Source organism: Nonomuraea antri (assembly GCF_013283785.1).
In the GTDB taxonomy this organism is placed as follows: domain Bacteria; phylum Actinomycetota; class Actinomycetes; order Streptosporangiales; family Streptosporangiaceae; genus Nonomuraea; species Nonomuraea antri.
On sequence record NZ_JABCPZ010000212.1, the window covers coordinates 1 to 19,503 of the forward strand.

The 19,503-nt window shown below is 70.9% G+C and carries 15 protein-coding genes and 1 pseudogene; 12 read left to right on the plus strand and 4 right to left on the minus strand.

The window, feature by feature from the left end:
• Window positions 1-586 (minus strand): annotated as a pseudogene (locus HII36_RS43250) (hypothetical protein); the annotation flags it as partial.
• A gap of 113 nt (window positions 587-699) precedes the next feature.
• On the opposite strand from HII36_RS43250, the gene HII36_RS43255 reads away from it, so the two are divergent.
• Window positions 700-1,659: a S8 family serine peptidase gene (locus HII36_RS43255; protein ID WP_173529164.1), complete on the plus strand. Its 960-nt coding sequence runs from the start codon at window positions 700-702 to the stop codon at window positions 1,657-1,659.
• Window positions 1,660-1,819: 160 nt separating this feature from the next.
• The gene (sepH, locus tag HII36_RS57330; protein WP_236004511.1) at window positions 1,820-4,582 is read left to right on the plus strand and encodes a septation protein SepH; all 2,763 of its coding nucleotides are present in this window, start codon (window positions 1,820-1,822) and stop codon (window positions 4,580-4,582) included.
• Window positions 4,583-4,642: 60 nt separating this feature from the next.
• Here the strand turns inward: sepH and HII36_RS43265 are convergent, their stop codons facing one another.
• Both HII36_RS43265 and HII36_RS43270 read right to left on the minus strand, forming a co-directional pair.
• Window positions 4,643-6,220 carry a PH domain-containing protein gene (locus HII36_RS43265; RefSeq protein WP_217370684.1) on the minus strand — a complete coding sequence of 526 codons (1,578 nt, stop codon included), beginning with the start codon at window positions 6,218-6,220 and terminating at the stop codon, window positions 4,643-4,645.
• The gene (locus tag HII36_RS43270; protein ID WP_173529165.1) at window positions 6,217-6,738 is read right to left on the minus strand and encodes a PH domain-containing protein; all 522 of its coding nucleotides are present in this window, start codon (window positions 6,736-6,738) and stop codon (window positions 6,217-6,219) included. The genes HII36_RS43265 and HII36_RS43270 overlap by 4 nt, the downstream gene beginning before the upstream one ends.
• A 780-nt stretch (window positions 6,739-7,518) precedes the next feature.
• On the opposite strand from HII36_RS43270, the gene HII36_RS43275 reads away from it, so the two are divergent.
• The 6 genes from HII36_RS43275 to HII36_RS57335 all read left to right on the plus strand — a co-directional run bounded on the left by HII36_RS43275 (window position 7,519) and on the right by HII36_RS57335 (window position 14,734).
• On the plus strand, window positions 7,519-8,031 hold the full coding sequence (locus HII36_RS43275; protein ID WP_328808152.1) for a YbhB/YbcL family Raf kinase inhibitor-like protein: 513 nt from the start codon (window positions 7,519-7,521) through the stop codon (window positions 8,029-8,031).
• A gap of 198 nt (window positions 8,032-8,229) precedes the next feature.
• A complete protein-coding gene (locus HII36_RS43280; RefSeq protein ID WP_173529167.1) occupies window positions 8,230-9,651 on the plus strand; it encodes a hypothetical protein in 1,422 nt (473 codons plus the stop codon).
• A 78-nt stretch (window positions 9,652-9,729) separates the two neighbouring features.
• Window positions 9,730-11,970 carry a SulP family inorganic anion transporter gene (locus HII36_RS43285; RefSeq protein ID WP_328808153.1) on the plus strand — a complete coding sequence of 747 codons (2,241 nt, stop codon included), beginning with the start codon at window positions 9,730-9,732 and terminating at the stop codon, window positions 11,968-11,970.
• A gap of 4 nt (window positions 11,971-11,974) precedes the next feature.
• Entirely contained in the window at window positions 11,975-12,982 is a 1,008-nt protein-coding gene (locus HII36_RS43290; protein WP_173529168.1) for an NAD-dependent epimerase/dehydratase family protein, read from the plus strand.
• Window positions 12,983-13,252: 270 nt separating this feature from the next.
• Window positions 13,253-13,963, plus strand: coding sequence for a hypothetical protein (locus HII36_RS43295; protein WP_173529169.1), 711 nt, complete (start codon window positions 13,253-13,255; stop codon window positions 13,961-13,963).
• A 39-nt stretch (window positions 13,964-14,002) separates the two neighbouring features.
• Window positions 14,003-14,734, plus strand: coding sequence for a serine hydrolase (locus HII36_RS57335; RefSeq protein ID WP_173529170.1), 732 nt, complete (start codon window positions 14,003-14,005; stop codon window positions 14,732-14,734).
• Between the two features lie 13 nt (window positions 14,735-14,747).
• Here the strand turns inward: HII36_RS57335 and HII36_RS43305 are convergent, their stop codons facing one another.
• The gene (locus HII36_RS43305) at window positions 14,748-14,900 is read right to left on the minus strand and encodes a hypothetical protein (RefSeq protein WP_173529171.1); all 153 of its coding nucleotides are present in this window, start codon (window positions 14,898-14,900) and stop codon (window positions 14,748-14,750) included.
• A 215-nt stretch (window positions 14,901-15,115) separates the two neighbouring features.
• On the opposite strand from HII36_RS43305, the gene HII36_RS43310 reads away from it, so the two are divergent.
• From HII36_RS43310 to HII36_RS43325, 4 genes are all read left to right on the plus strand, one after another.
• Entirely contained in the window at window positions 15,116-15,526 is a 411-nt protein-coding gene (locus HII36_RS43310) for a VOC family protein (RefSeq protein ID WP_173529172.1), read from the plus strand.
• Window positions 15,527-15,621: 95 nt separating this feature from the next.
• Window positions 15,622-16,071, plus strand: coding sequence for a toll/interleukin-1 receptor domain-containing protein (locus tag HII36_RS43315; RefSeq protein WP_173529173.1), 450 nt, complete (start codon window positions 15,622-15,624; stop codon window positions 16,069-16,071).
• A 42-nt stretch (window positions 16,072-16,113) separates the two neighbouring features.
• Complete coding sequence (locus tag HII36_RS43320; RefSeq protein WP_173529174.1) at window positions 16,114-17,610, plus strand: tetratricopeptide repeat protein; 1,497 nt, start codon at window positions 16,114-16,116, stop codon at window positions 17,608-17,610.
• Window positions 17,535-19,328: a tetratricopeptide repeat protein gene (locus HII36_RS43325; protein WP_173529175.1), complete on the plus strand. Its 1,794-nt coding sequence runs from the start codon at window positions 17,535-17,537 to the stop codon at window positions 19,326-19,328. The genes HII36_RS43320 and HII36_RS43325 overlap by 76 nt, the downstream gene beginning before the upstream one ends.
• Window positions 19,329-19,503: the final 175 nt, after the last annotated feature.

Genomic DNA, 19,503 nt, shown 5'->3' on the forward strand with positions numbered 1-19,503 from the left:
GTGTCGGGGTGGGCGTCTCGGCCGGTGGGGCGGTGGTCGGCGACGTGCTGGGCGAGTGCGACGGTTCGCCGCTCTCGCCGGGCGCGGGCGCGTCCGTGACCGGCGTGTCGTCACCCCCCGGGGTGTTCCGCTCGGCGGGCGGCTGGTCGCGCTGCTCGCGGTGCGGCGCCTTGCCGGTCACCTGCTCGTGCACGGTCGTGTCCGCGACGGCCTGGTAGGCCAGGATGCCGCCCATGCTGACCGCGAACACCAGCGCCGCGGCCAGGCCCACCTTCAGCCACGGCAGCCGCGCGCCCCGCCGCTCCCCCTCGGCGGGTTCGTCCGCGCCGGCTTCATCAGCGGCGTGCTCGTGCTCGTCTTCGCGCCGGCCCGTCAGCGTGTGCTGCCTGACCCGGTCCCCCGTACGCTTCAGGTAGTGCGTGTACACCGCGGTGGCCACGGTGCTGGCGACACTGACCACCGCGGCCCCGATCACCGTGCCCGCCACGCCGAGGTACGAGGCCGCCACGGCCGCCGTCACCGCGGCGAGGGCACTTCCCACGATCTGCGGCCCGCTCAGCTCGAATTTCCGCTGGTCGCCGCTCATCCCCCGGATCAGTCCCCTCTTGTCATGCGTTCGGTAAAGAGCTTCCTCGTGAATAGACGCGAGCGCGTGTCCCGTTGTTCCTGTGACCTGCGTGACAGGAACCCTCATAGCTCGTGCCCCGACGATTCGGCCTACCCTCCGTCTATCTCGCCGCGGCCATGGCGACCGCCGCGACGACAGCCGTTCCCCTCGCCATGACGCCCGCATCGGGCAAGGCCCTGCGCCCAGCCGTGACCGAGCCGAGCCGCCCCTACATCGTCACGGCGCGCAGCCGCCCGGACGCCCGCGATCTCGTCGGCGAGGTGCGCTGGCGGGTGCGCCGCTTCTACACCGCCGCGCTGCCCGGATTCGCCACCTTCCTCACCGCCGCCGAACTGGCCGAGCTCCGCGCCGACCCGCGCGTGCTCACCGTCGAGGCCGACCGGCAACTGCACCCCATACCGGTACGCAGGACGCCCCGTCCCACCGACGACTGGGGCACCGGCGCCCGCGCCACCGTCTACGTCGTGGACAGCGGCGTGGACGTCGCCAGGCCCGAGTTCGGCGACCGGGCCTGGCACGCCTTCGACGCCACCGGCGGCACCGGCCGCGACTGCACCGGGCACGGCACCCAGGTCGCCAGGATCGCGGCCGGCCGCGTGACCGGCATCGCGCCCGCGGCCAGGATCGCCTCCGTCCGGGTGCTCGGCTGCGCGGGACCCGGCTCGCTGTCCGACGTCATCGCCGGGCTCGACTGGATACGCAGACACGCCCGGGGTCCGTCCGTGGCGAACCTGTCCATCGACGGCGCGGACTCCCCCGCGCTCGACACGGCCGTACGCGGCCTCGTGCAGGCCGGCGTGTTCGTCGTGGGCGCGGCGGACTCCGGGATCTGCCAGGTCACCCCCGGCGGCGAAGTGTTCTCCGCGCTCGCCCCGCAGGTCGCCGGCGCCGCCGCCCGGCACCTGGAGCACCATCCTGAAGCAGACCCATCCGCTCTGGCGGCTTCACTGAAGTGCATCCCGGCGCACAGCGCGATTCGCCAGAATCCGTCGAGGAGCTCTAACCTCCTCATGCACAACGGCGGGCTTTAACGGGATGGATTCCACAAATGTGACCGGCGTCACATCGTCTCCGGGCCGTCCCAGGAAGGCGATGTTCGGACATGCCGGGTACGGTGCTGGCAGGCAACCGGCACACGCGAGAGACTCAAGGGTCCGGGGGAAGAATGAGCACGCTGACGAAGGGACTCGCATGCAGGAGCTCCGACTCGTCGCGGTGAGTGAGGACGGCACCTATCTCGTGCTGGCTACTGCCGGGCGAGGTACGCGCTTCACGCTTCCCGTGGACGACCGGCTCCGTGCTGCCGTCCGCGGCAACTTCTCCCGTCTCGGCCAGTACGAGATCGAAGTGGAGAGTCCGTTGCGCCCCAAGGAGATCCAGGCCCGCATTCGCGCCGGAGAGACGGCGGAGGAGATCGCCGCGACCGCCGGCATCCCGGTCGAGCGTGTGCGCTGGTTCGAGGGGCCGGTGCTGCAGGAGCGGGAGTATGTCGCCCAGCAGGCGCAGCGTGTCGCCGTGCGCATGCCGGGAGAGTCCGCCCCGGGCCCGACGCTCGGTGACCTCGTCGCCGAGCGGCTGAACAGGCGAGGTGTGCCCACCGACGAGATCGACTGGGACTCCGCCAAGCGCGACGACGGCCTGTGGCGGGTCAAGCTCGGCTACGTGTGGAACGGTCACACGAGGCACGCCGAGTGGCTGTTCGACCCGCGCAAGCGCCATGTCACGCCGCACGACGACGAGGCGCTGCGCCTGTCGTCGGCCGACTTCGACCCCGATCCCGCCGTGGTGGAGGACACCACGGTGACGCCGTTCGCGCCGCGCGTGGCCAAGCTGCAGCCGGTGCCGCCGCTGGCCTCCGACCCGCTGCCGTTCCCGTCCGTGGTGCGCCGCGACGCCGAGCAGGAGCCCGCCGTCGGGTACACGCCGCCGGTGCGGGGCGCGGAGGCGTCCTATTCGCGTACGTCCGACCTGCCGGCCCGCGACCGCCCGGACACCGCGCCCTTCGGCCGCGACCCCCTTCCTCCTGGTACGCAGGAGCCCGTCTACCGCGTCGAACCCCGCGACCCGAACCGCCGGGGCGAGCCGCCGGCCTACCGTCCCGACTCGTCCGGGGAAACGGCCTACCGCGCCGACCCGGCGACCAGAGACTCGGGCTACCGCTCCGACGCCGCCACCAGAGACTCCGGCTACCGCGCTGACGCTGCGACCCGGGACTCGGGCTACCGCGCTGACGCGGCCACCAGAGACTCGGGCTACCGTCCCGATGCGGCCACCAGAGACGCCGGTCACCGTGCTGACTCGGCCAGGGATGCCGGTCTCCGCCAGGAGCCGCCCGGCCGCGAGACCGGTTACGCCCGCCCCGGCGACACGCAGTCGCGCCGCGGCGGGTCTTCGCCGTGGCTGCCCGACTTCGGCGCCGCCCGCTCCCCCGAGCGTCCCGGGGGTCGTGACGGCGAGACCATCTACTCACCGGTCACCCCGCCGTCCCCTCCCGCCGACGTCCGCATCCAGGACACCGGGGAAGGCCACGACGAGTACCGCCCGGCGCCCGCCCAGGCGCCCGCGCAGGTGACCGACGCGCCCGTGCAGGCGTCCGCGCAGGTGACGGACGCGCCGCCGAACGTCCCGGCAACGGCCGAGGCACCACCGGCCGCGCCCCCCGCCACCACCGGGGTGTCCAGCCTGCCCGCCACCGGCACGCCCAGCGCGCCCGCCGGGACCGTTGACGCGCGGACCGCGACACCCGACGTGAGCGCGATGCCCTCCGCCGTCACCACGACGCCGGACGCCGCAACCGCCCCCACACCGGACAACGCCGTCATCAAGGAGCCGACCGCCGGCGCCACCACCGCCCCGGAGACCGCGAGCGTTGCTGAGGTCGCCGCCGCTGTCGTGGCGACCGCACCGGTCACCGCCCCCGCCCCGGAGACCGCCGAGCCGGCGAACGCGCAGGCAGCGGCAGTCGCAGAGCCGCAGACGGTCCTTGAGACCCAAACGGTCACGAAGCCCGAAACCGCCGCTGAGCCCCAGTCGGCCCCTGAGACCGAGACGGTCGCTGAGGCCCAGACAGTCGCTGAGACCCAGACAGTCGCCGAGGCTCAGCCGGTCGCTGCGCCGCAGGTGGCCGCTGAGGTGCAGGCAGGCCAGCCGTCCGCAGCCGCCGACTCCCCCGTCGCGGCGGAGTCCGTGCCGGCCGCCGAGGCGAGCACGGTCGTCAAGGAGGCCGCCGACCCGGCACCCGAGGACACCGCCCCGGCCGCTGCGGTCACCACGGCCGCCGCGAGCACGGAGACCGCTCCCGATGCTGTCGTGGTAGAGGCCGCGCCGAAGGAGGAGGCAACTCCCGAGGCTGCTGCCCCTGAGGCGAAGTCCTCGCCGGAAGAGGTCGTGGCCGAGACGCCCGTGGTCGAGCCCGAGGTGGCGAAGGCCGTAGCGCCGACCGCCGCCCCGGACGTCCGCGAGCCGGAAGCACGCGAGCCCGAGACTCAGCAGCCAGCAGCGCAGCAGCCCGCGGCACAGGAGCCCGAGCCGCAGCAGCTCAAGGCGCAGGAGCCCGAGGCCCGCGAGCCGGAAGCACCCCAGTCTGAAGCACCTCAGCCGGAAACTCAGGCCGGGACTCCTCAGGAGGAGACCCAGCAGGCCGGAACCCCGCAGGCCGGGACCCAGCAGGCGGAGACTCCTCAGGCCGAAGCGCAGGAGGACAAGCCGGCCGAGGTGAAGCCCCGGCCCGCGCCCAAGCCGAAGCCCGCGCCCAAGGCTCCCGAGCCCGCCGTCCCCGCCGCTCGCCGGGGGAAGGACGACAAGGAGGACGGCAAGGAGGAGGAGCCGCCGGTGCCGGTGCCCTCGCCGCCGCCCGCGCCCGCCGCCCGCCAGGCCAGGAAGGGCTCCCGTGGCCGCAGGGCCTCGGTCCCGACCTGGGACGAGATCATGTTCGGCGCCCGCCGCCAGGACTGACCGGCCCACCGGCGCACCCGCCGGGCTCTACGCGAGCCCGCGCGGTGCAGCCCGGTCCGGTCAGGGTTCCTGGCGGGTGAGGAACGGGGTGAGCCACTCCGGGGTCACCTCGGCGGGGAAGTCCACCGCCTGCGTCTCGGAGACGTCCAGCGCCGAGTAGCCGCCGCTGCCCGCGCCCACCCCGGCGATCAGCGTGACCACCCCGGCCCGCCGCTGGAACCAGGTCTGCCGCAGCCGCCAGCCCACCACCGCGCGCCGTTCGACGACGGCCTGGGAGCGCCGCAGCGAGCCCGAGCGCACCGACAGCCGGACGCCGTCGTAGCCGTGCCCGAGCGAGGCGTACCTGTCGAGCCCCAGCGGGACGCCGGCGGCGGCCAGCAGCACGGCCAGCACCAGCAGGATCCACCACAGCATCATCCCGGTCAGCCAGGCGGCCGCCGCGCTCACCACGGCCAGGGCCAGCCACGGGAAGACCGCGCGGAACAGGCGGCGGCTGCGCGCGACCGGCGGGTGGGGGCGCAGGTCCGCCAGGTAGGGTCCGATCGCGGCGCGGGTGACGTCGGAGGCGACCGGGCGCGGGACGTCGGGGAGCAGCTGGCCGCGCGTCTCGCTGTCGCCCAGGCCGGTCACGATGGCCCAGACGCGGGCGACCCCCGCCCACCGTTCCGCCAGGCCCTCGACGATCTCGTAGCCGCGTACGCGTCCCGACTCCAGCGACACGCTGCGCCGGTTGATCAGCCCGCGCTCGGCCACCAGGTAGCCGCCGCGCCGCAGGAGGCGGAAGTCCCAGTTGAAGACCGCGTACATCAGCCCGCCCGCGAACGGCATGGCCAGCACGAGCAGCAGGACGGCGACCAGCAGCAGGTACGGGTGCGCCCACAGCCACTCCCCAGCGGTCCACGCGGCGTCCTGGCCGAAGCCCAGCTCGTTGCCCCATTGGAAGGCCAGCCCGATGGCGCCGCCGACCAGCGCGAACGGGGTGAGCAGGTACGCGCCGGACAGCGGCCCGTACAGCAGCCAGCGGCGCGGCACCCCGATGATCAGGTGCTCGTCCTGGACGGGTGCGGCGCCGGCGTCGGTGCCGACCTCAGTGCCGGCCCCGGTGGCGGCCCCGGTGGGGGGCGCGTGCGGGGCCAGGGCGGCGGCCCGCAGCAGGACGGACTTGAGCCGTTCCGCCTCGGCGACCGTCACGCCGTCGAGCGCGGCCTCCTCCTTGTCGCCGCTCGCCCCCGTGTCGATCTTGAGGATGGCCAGGCCGAGCAGGCGGTGCATCGGCGGCGTGGAGACGTCGACGCCTCGGATGCGTTCCACCGGGATGGTCCTGATCGACCGGCTGACCAGGGAGCGCTTGATCTCCAGCCGGTCGCCGACGATCTCGTACGTGAAGGTGAGCCACCTGACCACCGCGAACACCACGGTGCCGGCCAGGCCGAGCGCCGCCCACAGGTACGACCTGGCCGAGAACCCGCCCACGAACAGCACGCCGACCAGCGGCAGGAGGAGCGAGGGCAGCATCCGGACCGGGTCGATGAGCAGCACCTTGGGGCTCAACCGCAACGCCGTCCGCACCGCCGCAGGCGGTTCCGGTGCGGGTTCGGGGAGGCTGTCCGGGCTGTCCGGGTGCGGGGGCTCGGTCATGTGGCGTCGTCCCTGAGCGCTTCCGCGCGGTGCGCGAGCTGCTCGGCCAGCCCCGCCGCCACCGCGAAGTCCAGCCCCTTGATCGTGGAGGACCCGGCGTGCGAGGCGGTGCGGATCTCCAGCGTCGCCAGCCCGAGCATCCGTTCCATCCAGCCCTGCCCCTTGTCGACCGTCTGGATGCGGCTGACGGGCACGAACACCCACTCCCTGGTCAGGAACCCCGACCGGGCGTAAACCACGTCCCCTGACAGCTCCCAGCGGTGTACGGCGTACCTCACGAACGGCTCGGCCACCAGGAACGGCGTGGTGAGCACCCCGACCACCGCGGGCAGCACCCACCAGTTGCCGGCGAACCAGCCGGGCACCCACGACCAGCCGCTGCCGCCCACCCACTGCGCGACGATGACCGAGCCGCCGACGAAGAAGACGAACGCCACCAGGGCCTCCAGCAGCCACAGCCGGACGGCTTTGGGCGAGACGCGGTTCGCCGGATCACGTAGCGGGCCAGTTGACGTCACAAGGCCAGCTTATGGTGCGCGGCTTCCCGGTGATCTGTCAGTGTCCGTCCTATACGCACCGTGCGGCACGGCTCGCGAGAATCAGCCGCTTCGAGCCCGGCGGTGATGACCGGACCCGCGGCGGGCGTCGGCAAAGACCGGCCGGGCGCGTCGGCGTGTCTGCCCGCCGAGCCCGGTCACCGGTGCGATGCTCGTGGCGGCCAGTCGCAGGCTGTCGAGCTCGGCCGACGTCGGCGGCGCCACGTTCGTGCCAGCCAGGACGGGCGAGCGCGGGACCGCACCGCAGCGCGCCTCACGAGACGTGGCAGCCGCCGTCCGATCGGCACCACAGGGCCCCGGCGGCACGACACACCCCCGGCGGCACACCCCCGACGGCGCCGCACCCCCGCAACAACGCCGTCACTTCCGGTCCCTGTCCGACAAGACATGCCGTCCTGTCCAGTGACATGCCATGACAAGCTGGCGCACCTGGTTTTTTCCCTCCCCTGACGGGCGCGCGCACCCCGCCCGGACCCGTCCCGCGACCGCCGTTCAGGGGAAAGCAGCAGGCCAGTCAGGGTGCGCGAACACCAAGAGCAGAAGATCCGACCGCATGCCGATGGTCATGCTTGTGTCCAAGCTCACTGCTTTATTGTCCCTATTACGGCCGTTTTCGGCTCCTTTACCGGCGACGGACCATCGAGAAACGGTCTGCGCACCGCCGAGAGCCGCGTAGCATCGTCCGGCATGGGGCTGTGTAACACGGCATCACGCGTGCGCCGCGCCACTGTCACTGCGACGGTGGTCGCTGTCGCGTTCGCGCTGTCGGGTTGCTCGCTCGTCGGACGATCCCAGGCCAACGAGATCGCCGAGATCAACGTCTCGAGCCCGGAGTTGCGCGATGGCATGCCGCTGCCGGGCGACTACTCCTGCAAGGGCGATCAGGGCAGTCCGCCGCTGCGCTGGTCGAGCGAGCCGTTGCCCAAGGCCAAGTCGATCGCGATCGTGGTCGACTCCATCACTTCGTCCGGTTCGGCCGTGCACTGGGTGCTCTACAACATCCCGGCGACCACGACCGAGCTGGGGCCTAACGCCACCGCGGATCCGCCGGAGGGATCCGGGCAGGCCAAGGCGACCAGCGGGAAGGTGGGCTACGAGCCCCCCTGCAACGACAAGGGCAGCTACCGGTTCACCGTCTACACCCTGAGCGCCAGGGTGAAGTCCTCGGAGGGCGCCCCCCTCCCCGAGGTCTTGAAGGAGATCGCCGGTAACACGATCGCCCGCGGCCGGCTCACGACGGTTGACATCGAGTGAGGCCTCGAACACCGCTGGTAGTAGTGGTTACCAATTCTTCACTTAGGGTGTGACAACGCTCATAGTGGTCCGACACAATCAGATCCAATTGTTAGGCACTGGTGATCAAAGGGGGCAGGTCGCGTCGATGGCCGCGCGATCTCACCGGTGCCACAGGGAGGCCATGGCTTTGAGGGTGGTGCAATGACCGCGGTTATAGTGAGCTTGGTCGCTGTCGTGCTCCTCGTGCTCGTCGTCGTGGCACTGGGCATGCGATCCATGAACCGCCGGGAGAGCTCTCTCCCTCCGGAACGGCTCAAGCAGATGGCCGAGAAGGAGGAGATGACCCATGCTCGGTCCACGGATGAGTTCGCCGCGCACGAACCCCGTATGAACAACTTCAGCCCCGACTTCAGCCCCATTGACGAGCCCAAGCCCAAACCGGTGCGTACGGGCCAGCGGGGCAAGCGTGGCGTCGACGAGTGGGGCAACCCGAGCTCCGACGTCGAGGACGAGGAGTTCTGGGCCAACATCCGCAGCGACGCGGAAGAGGGCGGATTCGGCGCCGGTGGCACCGTCGCGGCCAGGAAGGCCTCCGCCCGCCCGGTGGAGCGCGAGCGGCCCGCGGCCGCCCCCGCCGGGCGTCCCGCCGCCAAGCGGGAGCCGGTCGCCGCCGACCCCAACGCCGCCACCGTCCAGGCCCCGCTGCCGCAGCGGCCCGTTCCGGCCGCGCAGCGCCCCGTGCCCGCCGCGGCCGCCGCTTCCGCCAACCTGGCCGACCTGGTCGAGCCGGTCCAGCGGCAGGCGCCGTCCGCCGCCGACCTGGCCGACCAGCGCACGATGACGTTCTCCGCGCCGACGCCCGACGTGATGACCATCCTCGGCGCGGGCGCGCAGCAGGTGCCGGCCACCCCGCAGGTGCCGGCCGCGCGTCCCGACCCGCTGTCGACCGGCGGTTCCTTCCCGGCCACGAGCACGGGCGGCTACCAGGCCGGCGGCCACGGCTCCTTCCCGGCCAACCCGATCTCCGGCAACACCGCCGCGAGCCCGCTCTCCAGCGGCTCCTTCCCGGTGGCCCCGCCCACGACGCCCATCCACGCGGCGCCGACCAGCGACCCGTTCCCGGCCTACAACGAGACCTCCTGGACCGGCCAGTCGGCCGCCACCACGTCCGGTTCCTGGGCCGCCTCGCCCGACATCCTCGACGACCCGGCCCCGGGCTCCTACACGCCGAGCGGCCCCAGCGGCTCGTGGCCGGCGTTCGAGCCGCAGCAGCCCGCCGCCACCCGCTCGTCCTACGAGGTGCGTTCCGGCTGGGCCGTGGCCGACGACTCCGACGCGCTCACCGGCCCGACCCCGGCCAGCAGCACCCCGACGGTGCCCGGCCGCGCGGTCTCGGCCTACGACGACGTGCTGTCCGCGCCGCCCGCCGCGCCGGCGTCCATGCACGCGTACGAGACCGGCGACTACACCGCCGCACCGCCCGCGACCGGCGCGGGCTGGCCCGAGCCGCCGGCGGGCGCGCCGTGGCCCACCTACGGCGAGATGTACGGCGCGCCTCCGCAGGCCGGAGCGGGCAGGCAGGGCAGCGGCGGGCACCGTCACGCGCCCGAGCAGGAGCACCCCGACTACTACCGCTGACCTGGGGCTCCTATTAATGGGTAAAGCCCCACGATGACCTCTTAGAGGACGGGCCGGTGGAGCACTAGGGTTTGCTCCGTGATCGCCAATACGCACCGTAGCTGGCTGAGTACTCTCAGGTACGATCTGCCGGCCTCGCTCGTGGTCTTCCTCGTCGCGGTGCCCCTCTCCCTGGGCATCGCGATGGCGTCAGGAGCTCCCCTCGCCGCCGGGCTGATAGCCGCCGTGGTCGGCGGCATCGTGGCCGGCGCGTTCGGCGGCTCGGCCGTTCAGGTGAGCGGCCCCGCGGCCGGGCTGTCGCTGGTCGTGGTGGATCTCGTCCACACCTACGGGTGGGCGGCCACCTGCATGATCACCCTGATGGCCGGGGCGCTGCAACTGCTGCTCGGCCTGTTCAAGGTGGCCAGGGCGGCGCTGGCCGTCTCCCCCGCCGTGGTGCACGGCATGCTCGCCGCCGTCGGCGTGATCATCGCGCTCTCCCAGCTCCACGTGGTGCTGGGCGGCAGCTCGCAACGTTCCGCGCTGGCCAACCTGGTCGAGCTGCCCGGCCAGATACTGAACCTGCACGGGCACAAGGTCGCGGTCGGCCTGCTCACGATCGCCGTGCTCGCGCTGTGGACGCGGCTGCCCGCGCAGGTCAAGACCGTGCCCGCGCCGCTGGCCGCGCTGCTCGTGGCGGCGCTCACCTCGTGGGCGTTCGGCTGGGACGTCACCCGCGTCGATCTGTCGAACAGCGTCACCTCCTGGACCGTTCCCGAGCTGCCCAGCGGCGACTGGCACCTGATCGCGCTGGCCGTGCTGCTGGTGGCGCTGCTGGCCGGGGTCGAGTCGCTGCTGTGCTGCGTGGCGATCGACAGCCTGCACACGGGCTCGCGTTCCGACCTCGACAGGGAGCTGACCGGGCAAGGCGTGGCGAACATGCTCACCGGGGTGCTCGGCGGCCTGCCGGTGGCCGGCGTGATCGTGCGCAGCACCACCAACGTGCGGGCGGGCGGGCGCACGCGGGCCTCGACAATCCTGCACGGGGTGTGGGTGCTGGTGTTCGCGCTCGGCTTCGGCTGGACGATCAAGCTGATCCCGCTGGAGGCGCTGGCCGCGTTGCTGGTCTTCATCGGCGTGCAGATGGTGAACCTGGGTCACATCAGGAAGGTGCACGGCCACGGCGAGGTGCCGGTCTACCTGGTGACGATGGCCGGGGTGATCGTGCTCGGGCTGGCCGAGGGCGTGGTGGCCGGGCTGGCGCTGGCCGCGGTGCTGGCGCTGCGCCGGCTGACCCACGTCACCGTCAGGAAGGACCCCGAGCGCGATGGACGGCTGCACGTGACGGTCTCCGGCTCGCTGACGTTCCTCGGGGTGCCCATGCTCACCCAGGCGTTGCGGTCCATCCCCGCCGGCGCCACCGTGGACCTGGATCTGAACATCGACTTCATGGACAACGCGGCGTTCGAGGCGTTGCACTCGTGGCGGCTCGACCACGAGCGCATGGGCGGCACGGTGGACGTCGACGAGCTGCACGACGAGTGGTACACGATGGCGACCAGCGGCACCCGCATGTCCACCGCCAAGTCGCCGCCCCGGGCCTCCGGCCGCTGGTGGCTGCCGTGGGCGCATCGGCGGCACCGTCCGGCCAGGCCCACCGAGCCCGCCTCGGCGGAGTCGCCGCCGGCGGCGGAGTGCCGGCTGACGGCGGGCGCGCACGAGTTCCACCGGCGCACGGCGCCGCTGGTGCGGCCCATCTTCAGCCAGCTGGCCGGCAAGCAGCAGCCCACGCACCTGTTCATCACCTGCGCGGACTCGCGGATCGTGCCCAGCCTGATCACCTCCAGCGGTCCCGGTGACCTGTTCACCGTGCGCAACATCGGCAACCTGGTGCCGCGGCGCGGCGCGGAGCCGCACGACGACTCGGTGGTGGCCGCCATCGAGTACGCCACGCAGGTCCTGAGCGTGCACACCATCACCGTGTGCGGGCATTCCGGGTGCGGGGCCATGGCCGGGGTGCTCAGCGCGGGGGTGCACGCGGGCAGCCTGCCCGGGCTGCGGCGCTGGCTGCGGCACGGCAACCACAGCCTGGCCAGGCTGATCGAGAACGACGACGAGCGGCTGCACGACGGCGCGCTCGACCTGCTGTGCCGGCTGAACGTGCAGCAGCAGCTGGAGAACCTGCGGACCTACCGGAAGGTGGACGAACAGGTCAGGGCGGGCAAGCTCCAGCTCGTCGGGATCTACTTCGACATCGGCACGGCCAGGGTGCACATGGTGCCGCCTTCTACGCTGTCCGTGAAGACCTCTCCTGCGGGGTTGGTCGTACCCGAAGAATGAGGCCATGAAGGTTCTCATCATCGGCGGGTCGAGGTTTCTGGGGCGCGCGCTGGCGGCGGAGTCGCTGGCGCGCGGGCATGAGGTGACCACGTTCAACCGTGGCAGGAGCGGGCCCGATCTGCCCGGCGTCGAGGCCGTGCGCGGCGACCGGGAGGTGCGCGCCGACCTCGAGCGGCTGGCCGACGGCCGCACGTGGGACTTCGTGGTCGACACCTCGGGCTACGTGCCGCGCGTGGTCGGCGAGTCGGTGCGGGCGCTGTCCGGCCATGCCACGACGTACGCCTTCGTCTCCAGCGTCTCGGCCGTCGACGGCTTCCCCGGCAAGCCGGCCACCGACGCGTCCGGGATCTGGGAGTGCGCGCCCGACGCCGGTCCTGACGACGGCGACTACGGGGTGCTGAAGGCGGGCTGCGAACGCGCGGTCGAGCAGGGGTTCGACGGCAACGCGCTGATCATCCAGCCCGGCCTGATCCTCGGCCCGCACGAGAACGTGGGCAGGCTGCCGTGGTGGCTGACCAGGATCTCGCACGGCGGCCGGGTGCCGGCCCCGGGCGACCCGGCCACGCCGATGCAGCTCATCGACGTGCGCGACCTGGCCGTCTTCACGCTCGACCAGGCCGAGCGCGGGGTCGCCGACCGGTTCATGGTGACGGGCCCTGCGGGCAACACCACGTACGGCGAGTGGCTGGCGCTGTGCGAGCAGGTCACCGGCTCTGGCGCGGAGTTCGTCTGGATGGCCGACGAGTTCCTGGCCGAGCAGGGGGTCGGCACGTTCGTCGAGCTGCCGCTGTGGGGTGGGCCGGCCTCGTCCGAGACCGACAACTTCTGGTCGGTGTCCACGGCGAAGGCCGAGGCGGCGGGGTTGCGGGCGCGTCCGGTGGCCGAGATCGTCCGCGACACGTGGGCGTGGCTGAAGGACGTCCCGGAGCAGGAGCGCGTCTACGGCGCGCACGGGATGGCGCCGGAGAAGGAACGCGCCGTGCTCGCGGCCTGGGACGCCCGCTCCGCCTGACCTTCCCCGTCGTCTGTGTCGTCGTGCGCAGACGGCGGGCGGGCGCGCGGCTAACGTCGGCGGCGTGCCGCTGATGGCGGGCGCGCCTGGCCGACTCCGGGCGCGTCCACCGGGATCCGCGGCATCGATCCTGACTCCCAGGGGATCGAGAGGGACGCGGGCGTCCAGGGTGCGCCTCGCGTCCCTCGCCCCCGGTCCGCCGCGCGGCTGACACCGGGTCAGTCACCGGGTGGACGACCGGGCGGGTCCGGCCGCCCTACTGTCGTGCGCATGTTGAAAGACCAGGTGACCTTCCGCCGCCTCGCGGCAGGCACCTTGCTCATCGTGGCCCCACTCCTGCAAGCCGTGGCCGCCGTACTCGACCCCGGCACGTGGGGCGACGATCGGGAGTCCGTCAGCTACGGCGACAACCCCGCGCTGGCCCAGACCGAGTCCGCGCTCTACCACTGGAGCTGGCTGCTCATGGCGCTGGCCGCGCTCGGCCTGATGCACCTGACCAGGCGGAAGGCAACCGTGCTCGGCCACCTCGCGGGGGCGGCGGCCGTGGTCGGCTACATCTCGGCCTCCGGGCTGCTGCTGACCGACCCGGTCGAGTGGTGGCTCGGCCGGCACTACCCCGACCAGGCTCAGGACATCCTCAAGGAGATGATGGACCTGCCCGGCGTCATCTACGGGTTCCAGATGCCGTGGATGTTCCTGGCCATCCTGGGCCTGCCGATCCTGGCCGCCGCCGTGTGGCGTACCGGGTTCGTCGGCTGGTGGGTGCCCGCGCTGGTGGCGGTCGGGTACGTGTTCTCGTTCCCGCTGGAGTACAACCCGCTGATCATCGTGTTCTGGACGCTGCCGGTCATCGCGCTCGGATTCACCGGGGTGAAGATCCTGCGGATGAGCGACGCCGACTGGGCCGAGTACTACCCGGGCGCGGACCGCGCGGCCGGGGTGTCCGACGCCGGGGTAGGCGCTGAGCGGCTCAGCGGCTGAGCAGGGTCTTCCTTTCGCTGAGCAGGGTCTTCCTTCGCGGTGACGAAACAGGACGATCTCTCCCGCTCCCTCGACCGTTACCTGGACGGACGGCCGGGGGAGCTCTCCGTGTCCGTACGCGAGCTGCGTACCGGCGCGTCCTTCTCCTACAACCGGGCGCTCAGGACGGCCACGGCCAGCATCGTCAAGGTCGACCTCGTCGCGGCGCTGCTGCTGCGCGCGCAGCGGCGGCGGCGCGGGCTCAGCACGTGGGAGCGGCGCCAGGCCGCGCTGGCGATCGAGGTCAGCGACAACGACGCGGCGAGCGCGCTGTGGAGCGTGATCGGCGGCGGACGGGGGCTGGCCGCCGCCAACCGGCGGCTCGGCCTGCGCCGGACCGTGCCCGGGCCGGACGGCGCCTGGGGCGCGACCACCACCAGCGCCGCCGACCAGGTACGCCTGCTGACCGCGCTCACCTCCGCCGCGAGCCCGCTCAACGCCGTGAACCGCCGCCACCTCCTGCGCCTGATGGCGAACGTGGCCCCGGAACAGGCGTGGGGCGTCAGCGCGGCCCGGCGTCCGGGCTCGGACGTGGCGTTGAAGAACGGCTGGCTGCCCCGCGAACGCGACGACGGCCGCTGGACGATCAACAGCATCGGCCGGGTACGCGGCGACGACCACGACTACCTGATCGCCGTCATCTCCCGGGGTAACGCGGGCATGGGCGCCGGGATCGCGGCCGTCGAACACGTCGCCGAACTCGTCACCCGGACCTTGGCCGGCGATCGCTGACGGTCGGCGCCGGTCAGTGCGGGCGCTTCGTCCGCAGCTTGTCGACGAACCTCTTGGCCTTCTGCTGATTCTTCGGGTCGCGGGCCAGGCGCTTGGCCTTCTCGACGTTTTCCTTGCCTTGCGGGCTGCGCAGGTACGCGCGTACCCGATCCATGAGCGTTGCCATGAACACCCCCTACCCGTGACGGCCAGGAGAACGCCTCACCCCGGACACAGGTGACCGGGCCGATCACAACTCGCTGTCGGCACAGGTGACCAGACCGATCACGACTCGTCCCAGCACAGGTGACCAGACCGATCACGACTCGCCCCGGCACAGGTGACCAGACCGATCACGAAACGAGAAGTGTCGATGACCCGGCCGAGGTTAGCGTGATCGCCATGGACATCTCCATCCACGCCAGCTTTCTGCCGCACGAGGACCCGGAGGCCTCCCTGGCCTTCTACCGCGACACGCTCGGCTTCGAGGTGCGCAACGACGTCGGGTACGCCGGGATGCGCTGGATCACGGTCGGCCCGGCGGGGCAGCCGGAAACGTCCATCGTGCTGCAGCCTCCCGCCGTCGACCCCGGCATCACCGAGGACGAACGCCGCACGATCTCCGAGATGATGGCCAAGGGCACGTTCGCGGGCGTCGTGCTGTCGACCACCGACGTCGACGCCACGTTCGAACGGGTCCGTTCGGGCGGCGCGGAGGTCATCCAGGAGCCGATGGACCAGCCGTACGGGGTGCGCGACTGCGCCTTCCGCGACCCGGCCGGCAACATGATCCGCCTCCAGCAACGCACCTGAGCCTCCTGACCGCCCCACCTCGATGACAATCGCCGTACGGAACGCCGGTCTGGCATAGAGTTGAGCGGTTTCATCCCGCTGCCAGCGGAGGCGTCATGGCGAACAAGGACTTCTTCATCACCTACAACGGCAATGATGAGGACTGGGCCATGTGGATCGCCGCGACGCTGGAGACCGCCGGACACACCACGATCATCGAGGCGTGGGACTTCCGCCCTGGAGACAACTTCATGGCGGCCATGGACCACGCCCTGGCGACCTGCCGACGGACTCTCGGCGTGCTCTCCTCCCACTATCTCGCCTCGCTTTACACCCGGGCGGAGTGGACCGCGGCCTATCGCCGATCGCTGGCCGAGGGAGAACGGCGGTTCATTCCGGTCCGGGTCGCCGAATGCGACGTGACCCCGCTGCTCGGCCCCTTGGCCTATATCGACCTGGTCGGCATGGAAGAGGACGAGGCGCGCGGCCGGTTGCTGGCCGGCGTCGCCGACTCCGTGCGGCGATCCCCGCGCGATCCCCGATTTCCAGGCGCTACGCGCCGTTGATCCGGTAGAAGCGGGTTAGGCGGCCGAGTCCAGGAGCTTTTTGTGTCGGATACCGAATACACCGCAGACTTCTTCATCAGTCACGCGGACGCCGACGTGCAGTGGGCGGAGTGGCTCGCGTTCGAGCTGGAAAGCGCCGGATACGGGGTGATACTCAAGGCATGGGACTTCCGGCCCGGGGACGATCTGCTCGACAAGATCGACGAGGCGTTGTCCACCAGCCGCCACACCCTCCACATCCTGTCAGCCGAGAATGACGCGGAGGTCGCCGCCCGCACCGCCGCCGCTCGATACCAAGGGCTTCAGGGCAAGGAACGCGCGCTGATTCCCGTCCGGGTGAACGAGGCCAACGTCTCAGCGGCGATCGGCACCCTGATGTCGATCGACCTCAGCGGCCTGGACGCCGAGGACGAGGCCCGCCGTCGCCTTCTGGCCGGGGTCGCCGAGTGCGTCGAGCGGGTCGCCCGAACCGGCTTCCCTGGCAAGTCGGCGAAGCAGGTTCGATTTCCGGGTGCCGAGCAGGAGGTCTGCCAGCTCCGCGGGCACCGTCCTGACCCGCGTTTCATCGGCCGCGACGACCTGATGACGGAGCTGTATCGCGCCCTGCGCACCGACCGCCCAGCCGCCGCGATCCAGGCGATCACCGGACTGGGTGGGCTGGGTAAAACGCAGGTCGCCGTCGAGTTCGCGTTCCGGCACGGGGCCGCGTACGACGTGGTGTGGTGGGTGCGAGCCGAGGACCCGACCACGTTGCGGGGCGATTACACCGAACTCGCCACGGAGTTGGGCCTGCCGTTCGAGAAGGACGATCAGGCGATAGCCGCCCTTCGCCAGTCGTTGCGCCGCAGGAAGAACTGGCTGCTGATCTTCGACAACGCCGAGGACCCCGACGGGCTTCTGCCGCTGCTCCCCGAGAGGCACACGGGGCATGTGCTCATCACCTCTCGGCGTCCGGAATGGCCCCACGCGGAGATCCGGACCCTCGACGTTCTTCCGGTACCCGCCGCGGTGGAATACCTGCGGCAGTGGGGAGGCGTGACCAACGCCGGCACGGCGAGTGAATTGGCGGAGGCCCTGGGATGCCTGCCGCTGGCGCTGGCCCAGGCGGCGAGCGTCATCGCGGACGGAATGGCCGCCACCGACTACCTCGGCCAACTGCACGAGCAGTCGCCGGAGTTGTTCGTCCAGGGGCGAACGGGAAACCATCAGGTGACGATCGCTTCCACCTGGCGGGTGGCCTTCGACCGGCTGGCCGAGCAATCCCCGGCCGCTGTGGCCTTGTTCCGGCTGGCCGCGTTCCTCGGTGCCGAGGCGATCCCGTTGGACAGGGTCGTTCCCGTACCGGGCATGCCGGACGAGCTGACGGAGGCGCTGACAGCTCCGCTCCCTCGTATGAGGGCCACCAAAGCACTCCGTGAGTATTCCTGGCCAAGACCGGTGACGGGCTCATGTCGATCCATCGCATGGTGCAGACCGTCACGCGCACCGAGCTGGCCGCGGACGAATCCCGGTGGGCGGGGTTCGCGCTCGCGTCGATGAGCAAGGCATTTCCCAGGGAGACGAACGACCCCGCGTATTGGCCGACCTGCGAAACAATGCTGGCGCACGCGCTTTCGAGCGCGCAACATGCTCGGCGGCTCCATGTCGACACCGCAGGAACGATCGACCTGTTGGACCGAATCGCCCGCTATCTCTTGGACAGAGGAAGGCTGGACCAGGCGGCGACCGTCATCCAGGAAGCCCTGACCTCGGCCGGGCGTCTTCCCGCCGGCACCCTCGAATATCTCCGCTGCCGCAACACCCAAGGGCTGATCCTGCTGAAGAAGGGCGATAGTCGCGAGGCGCTTCAGGCTCAGGAGGAGGTCTATCAGGCCAGAATTCGAAAGCTCGGAGAAGTCGATGTGGACACTTTGCGCGCCGGCCGAGATCTCGTCGAGGCTCTTTATCTCCGAGGTCAATGGGCGCAGGCCACGGAGTTGCAGAATCGCCTCGTCGAGGCGTTCGTCACGGTCCTTGGGGCGGAGGACCTCGAAACCGTAACCGCTCTAGCCTACCAGGCGACCCTTCTCCATAGCGCGGGACAGTACCGAGAAAGTCGCATTTTGGAGGAGCAGGTGCTGGAAGTTCGTCGCCGACTCCTCGGCGACGCACACCCCGACACCATCACCGCACTCGCCAACCTCGCCGCCACCATCTACACGCAAGGTGAATACGACCGCGCCCGCGCCCTCGCAGAACAAGTACTCGAAGCCCGCCGACAACTCCTCGGCGACCAGCACCCCAACACCGTCACCGCACTCGCCAACCTCGCCGCCATCATCTACGTGCAAGGTGAATACGATCGCGCCCGCGCCCTCGAAGAACAAGTACTCGAAGCCCGCCATCGACTTCTCGGCAACGAACACCCGCACTTCCTCGACGCACTCGCCAACCTCGCCACCAGCCTCCATGCTCAAGGCGAATACGACCGCGCCCGCGCACTCCGAGAGCAGGTACTCGAAGCCCGCCAACGACTCCTAGGGGACCAGCACCCCCAAACCCTCGACGCACTCGCCAACCTCGCCACCAGCCTCCATGTTCAAGGCGAATACGACCGCGCCCGCGCCCTCGCAGAACAAGTACTCGAAGCCCGCCGACAACTCCTCGGCGACCAACACCCCAACACCGTCACCGCACTCGCCAACGTCGGTGCCACCCACCGCGTGCAAGGTGAATACGACCGCGCCCGCGCATTGCAAGAACAAGTACTCGAAGCCCGCCACCGACTCCTCGGCAACGAACACCCCAACACCATCACCGCACTCGCCAACCTCGCCGCCACCATCTACGCGCAAGGTGAATACGACCGCGCCCGCGCCCTCGAAGAACAAGTACTCGAAGCCCGCCGACAACTCCTCGGCGACCGACACCCAAGTACCCTTCATGCGATGGCAAGCCTCGCCATTTCCCTCCATTCACAAGGTGAAACGGCGAAGGCACACTCCTTGCTCTTCGAAGCCCTTACCCGCAGTCAACAGGCCTACGGCAAGAAGCACACGGTCACGACGCAAATCGCTTGGCAGTTGGTTTCCATCCTCGACGCACCCCATGAAGCGAACAAGAAGCGGTCAGTCGTCCTCGAAAATCTCTCCTGGATGTCGAAGGAAGCGCCCAACCGGCTGAGCGGAGAACAGAAGAGCATCAAGGAACGTCTGAAGGGGTTCCTCTTCGGCGGCGGGAAATCCACCAATCGCCGTTCGTCGAAACGCAGGAAATAGCCGCCTGGCCGACGCGAGAACAACCCAGGCCGACACATTAAGGATGGTGAGACGAGTCGGCCTGTAGGCCGGGTTCTGTTCGCGCCTCCTCGTTGACCTTGGCCTTCGCCTCGGTACCGGTCCTGAGCTGCGAAAGCAGCTTCCAGTGGTTATCACCGGTTTCCGGTGTCTTCTG

What these genes read in the sequence shown, in the direction of transcription:
- sepH (WP_236004511.1), top strand. Translation starts at nt 1,820, where the DNA reads ATGCAGGAGCTCCGACTCGTCGCGGTGAGTGAGGACGGCACCTATCTC.
- HII36_RS43265 (WP_217370684.1), bottom strand. Translation starts at nt 6,220, where the DNA reads ATGACCGAGCCCCCGCACCCGGACAGCCCGGACAGCCTCCCCGAACCC.
- HII36_RS43290 (WP_173529168.1), top strand. Translation starts at nt 11,975, where the DNA reads ATGAAGGTTCTCATCATCGGCGGGTCGAGGTTTCTGGGGCGCGCGCTG.
- HII36_RS43295 (WP_173529169.1), top strand. Translation starts at nt 13,253, where the DNA reads ATGTTGAAAGACCAGGTGACCTTCCGCCGCCTCGCGGCAGGCACCTTG.
- HII36_RS43305 (WP_173529171.1), bottom strand. Translation starts at nt 14,900, where the DNA reads ATGGCAACGCTCATGGATCGGGTACGCGCGTACCTGCGCAGCCCGCAA.
- HII36_RS43310 (WP_173529172.1), top strand. Translation starts at nt 15,116, where the DNA reads ATGGACATCTCCATCCACGCCAGCTTTCTGCCGCACGAGGACCCGGAG.
- HII36_RS43315 (WP_173529173.1), top strand. Translation starts at nt 15,622, where the DNA reads ATGGCGAACAAGGACTTCTTCATCACCTACAACGGCAATGATGAGGAC.
- HII36_RS43325 (WP_173529175.1), top strand. Translation starts at nt 17,535, where the DNA reads ATGGTGCAGACCGTCACGCGCACCGAGCTGGCCGCGGACGAATCCCGG.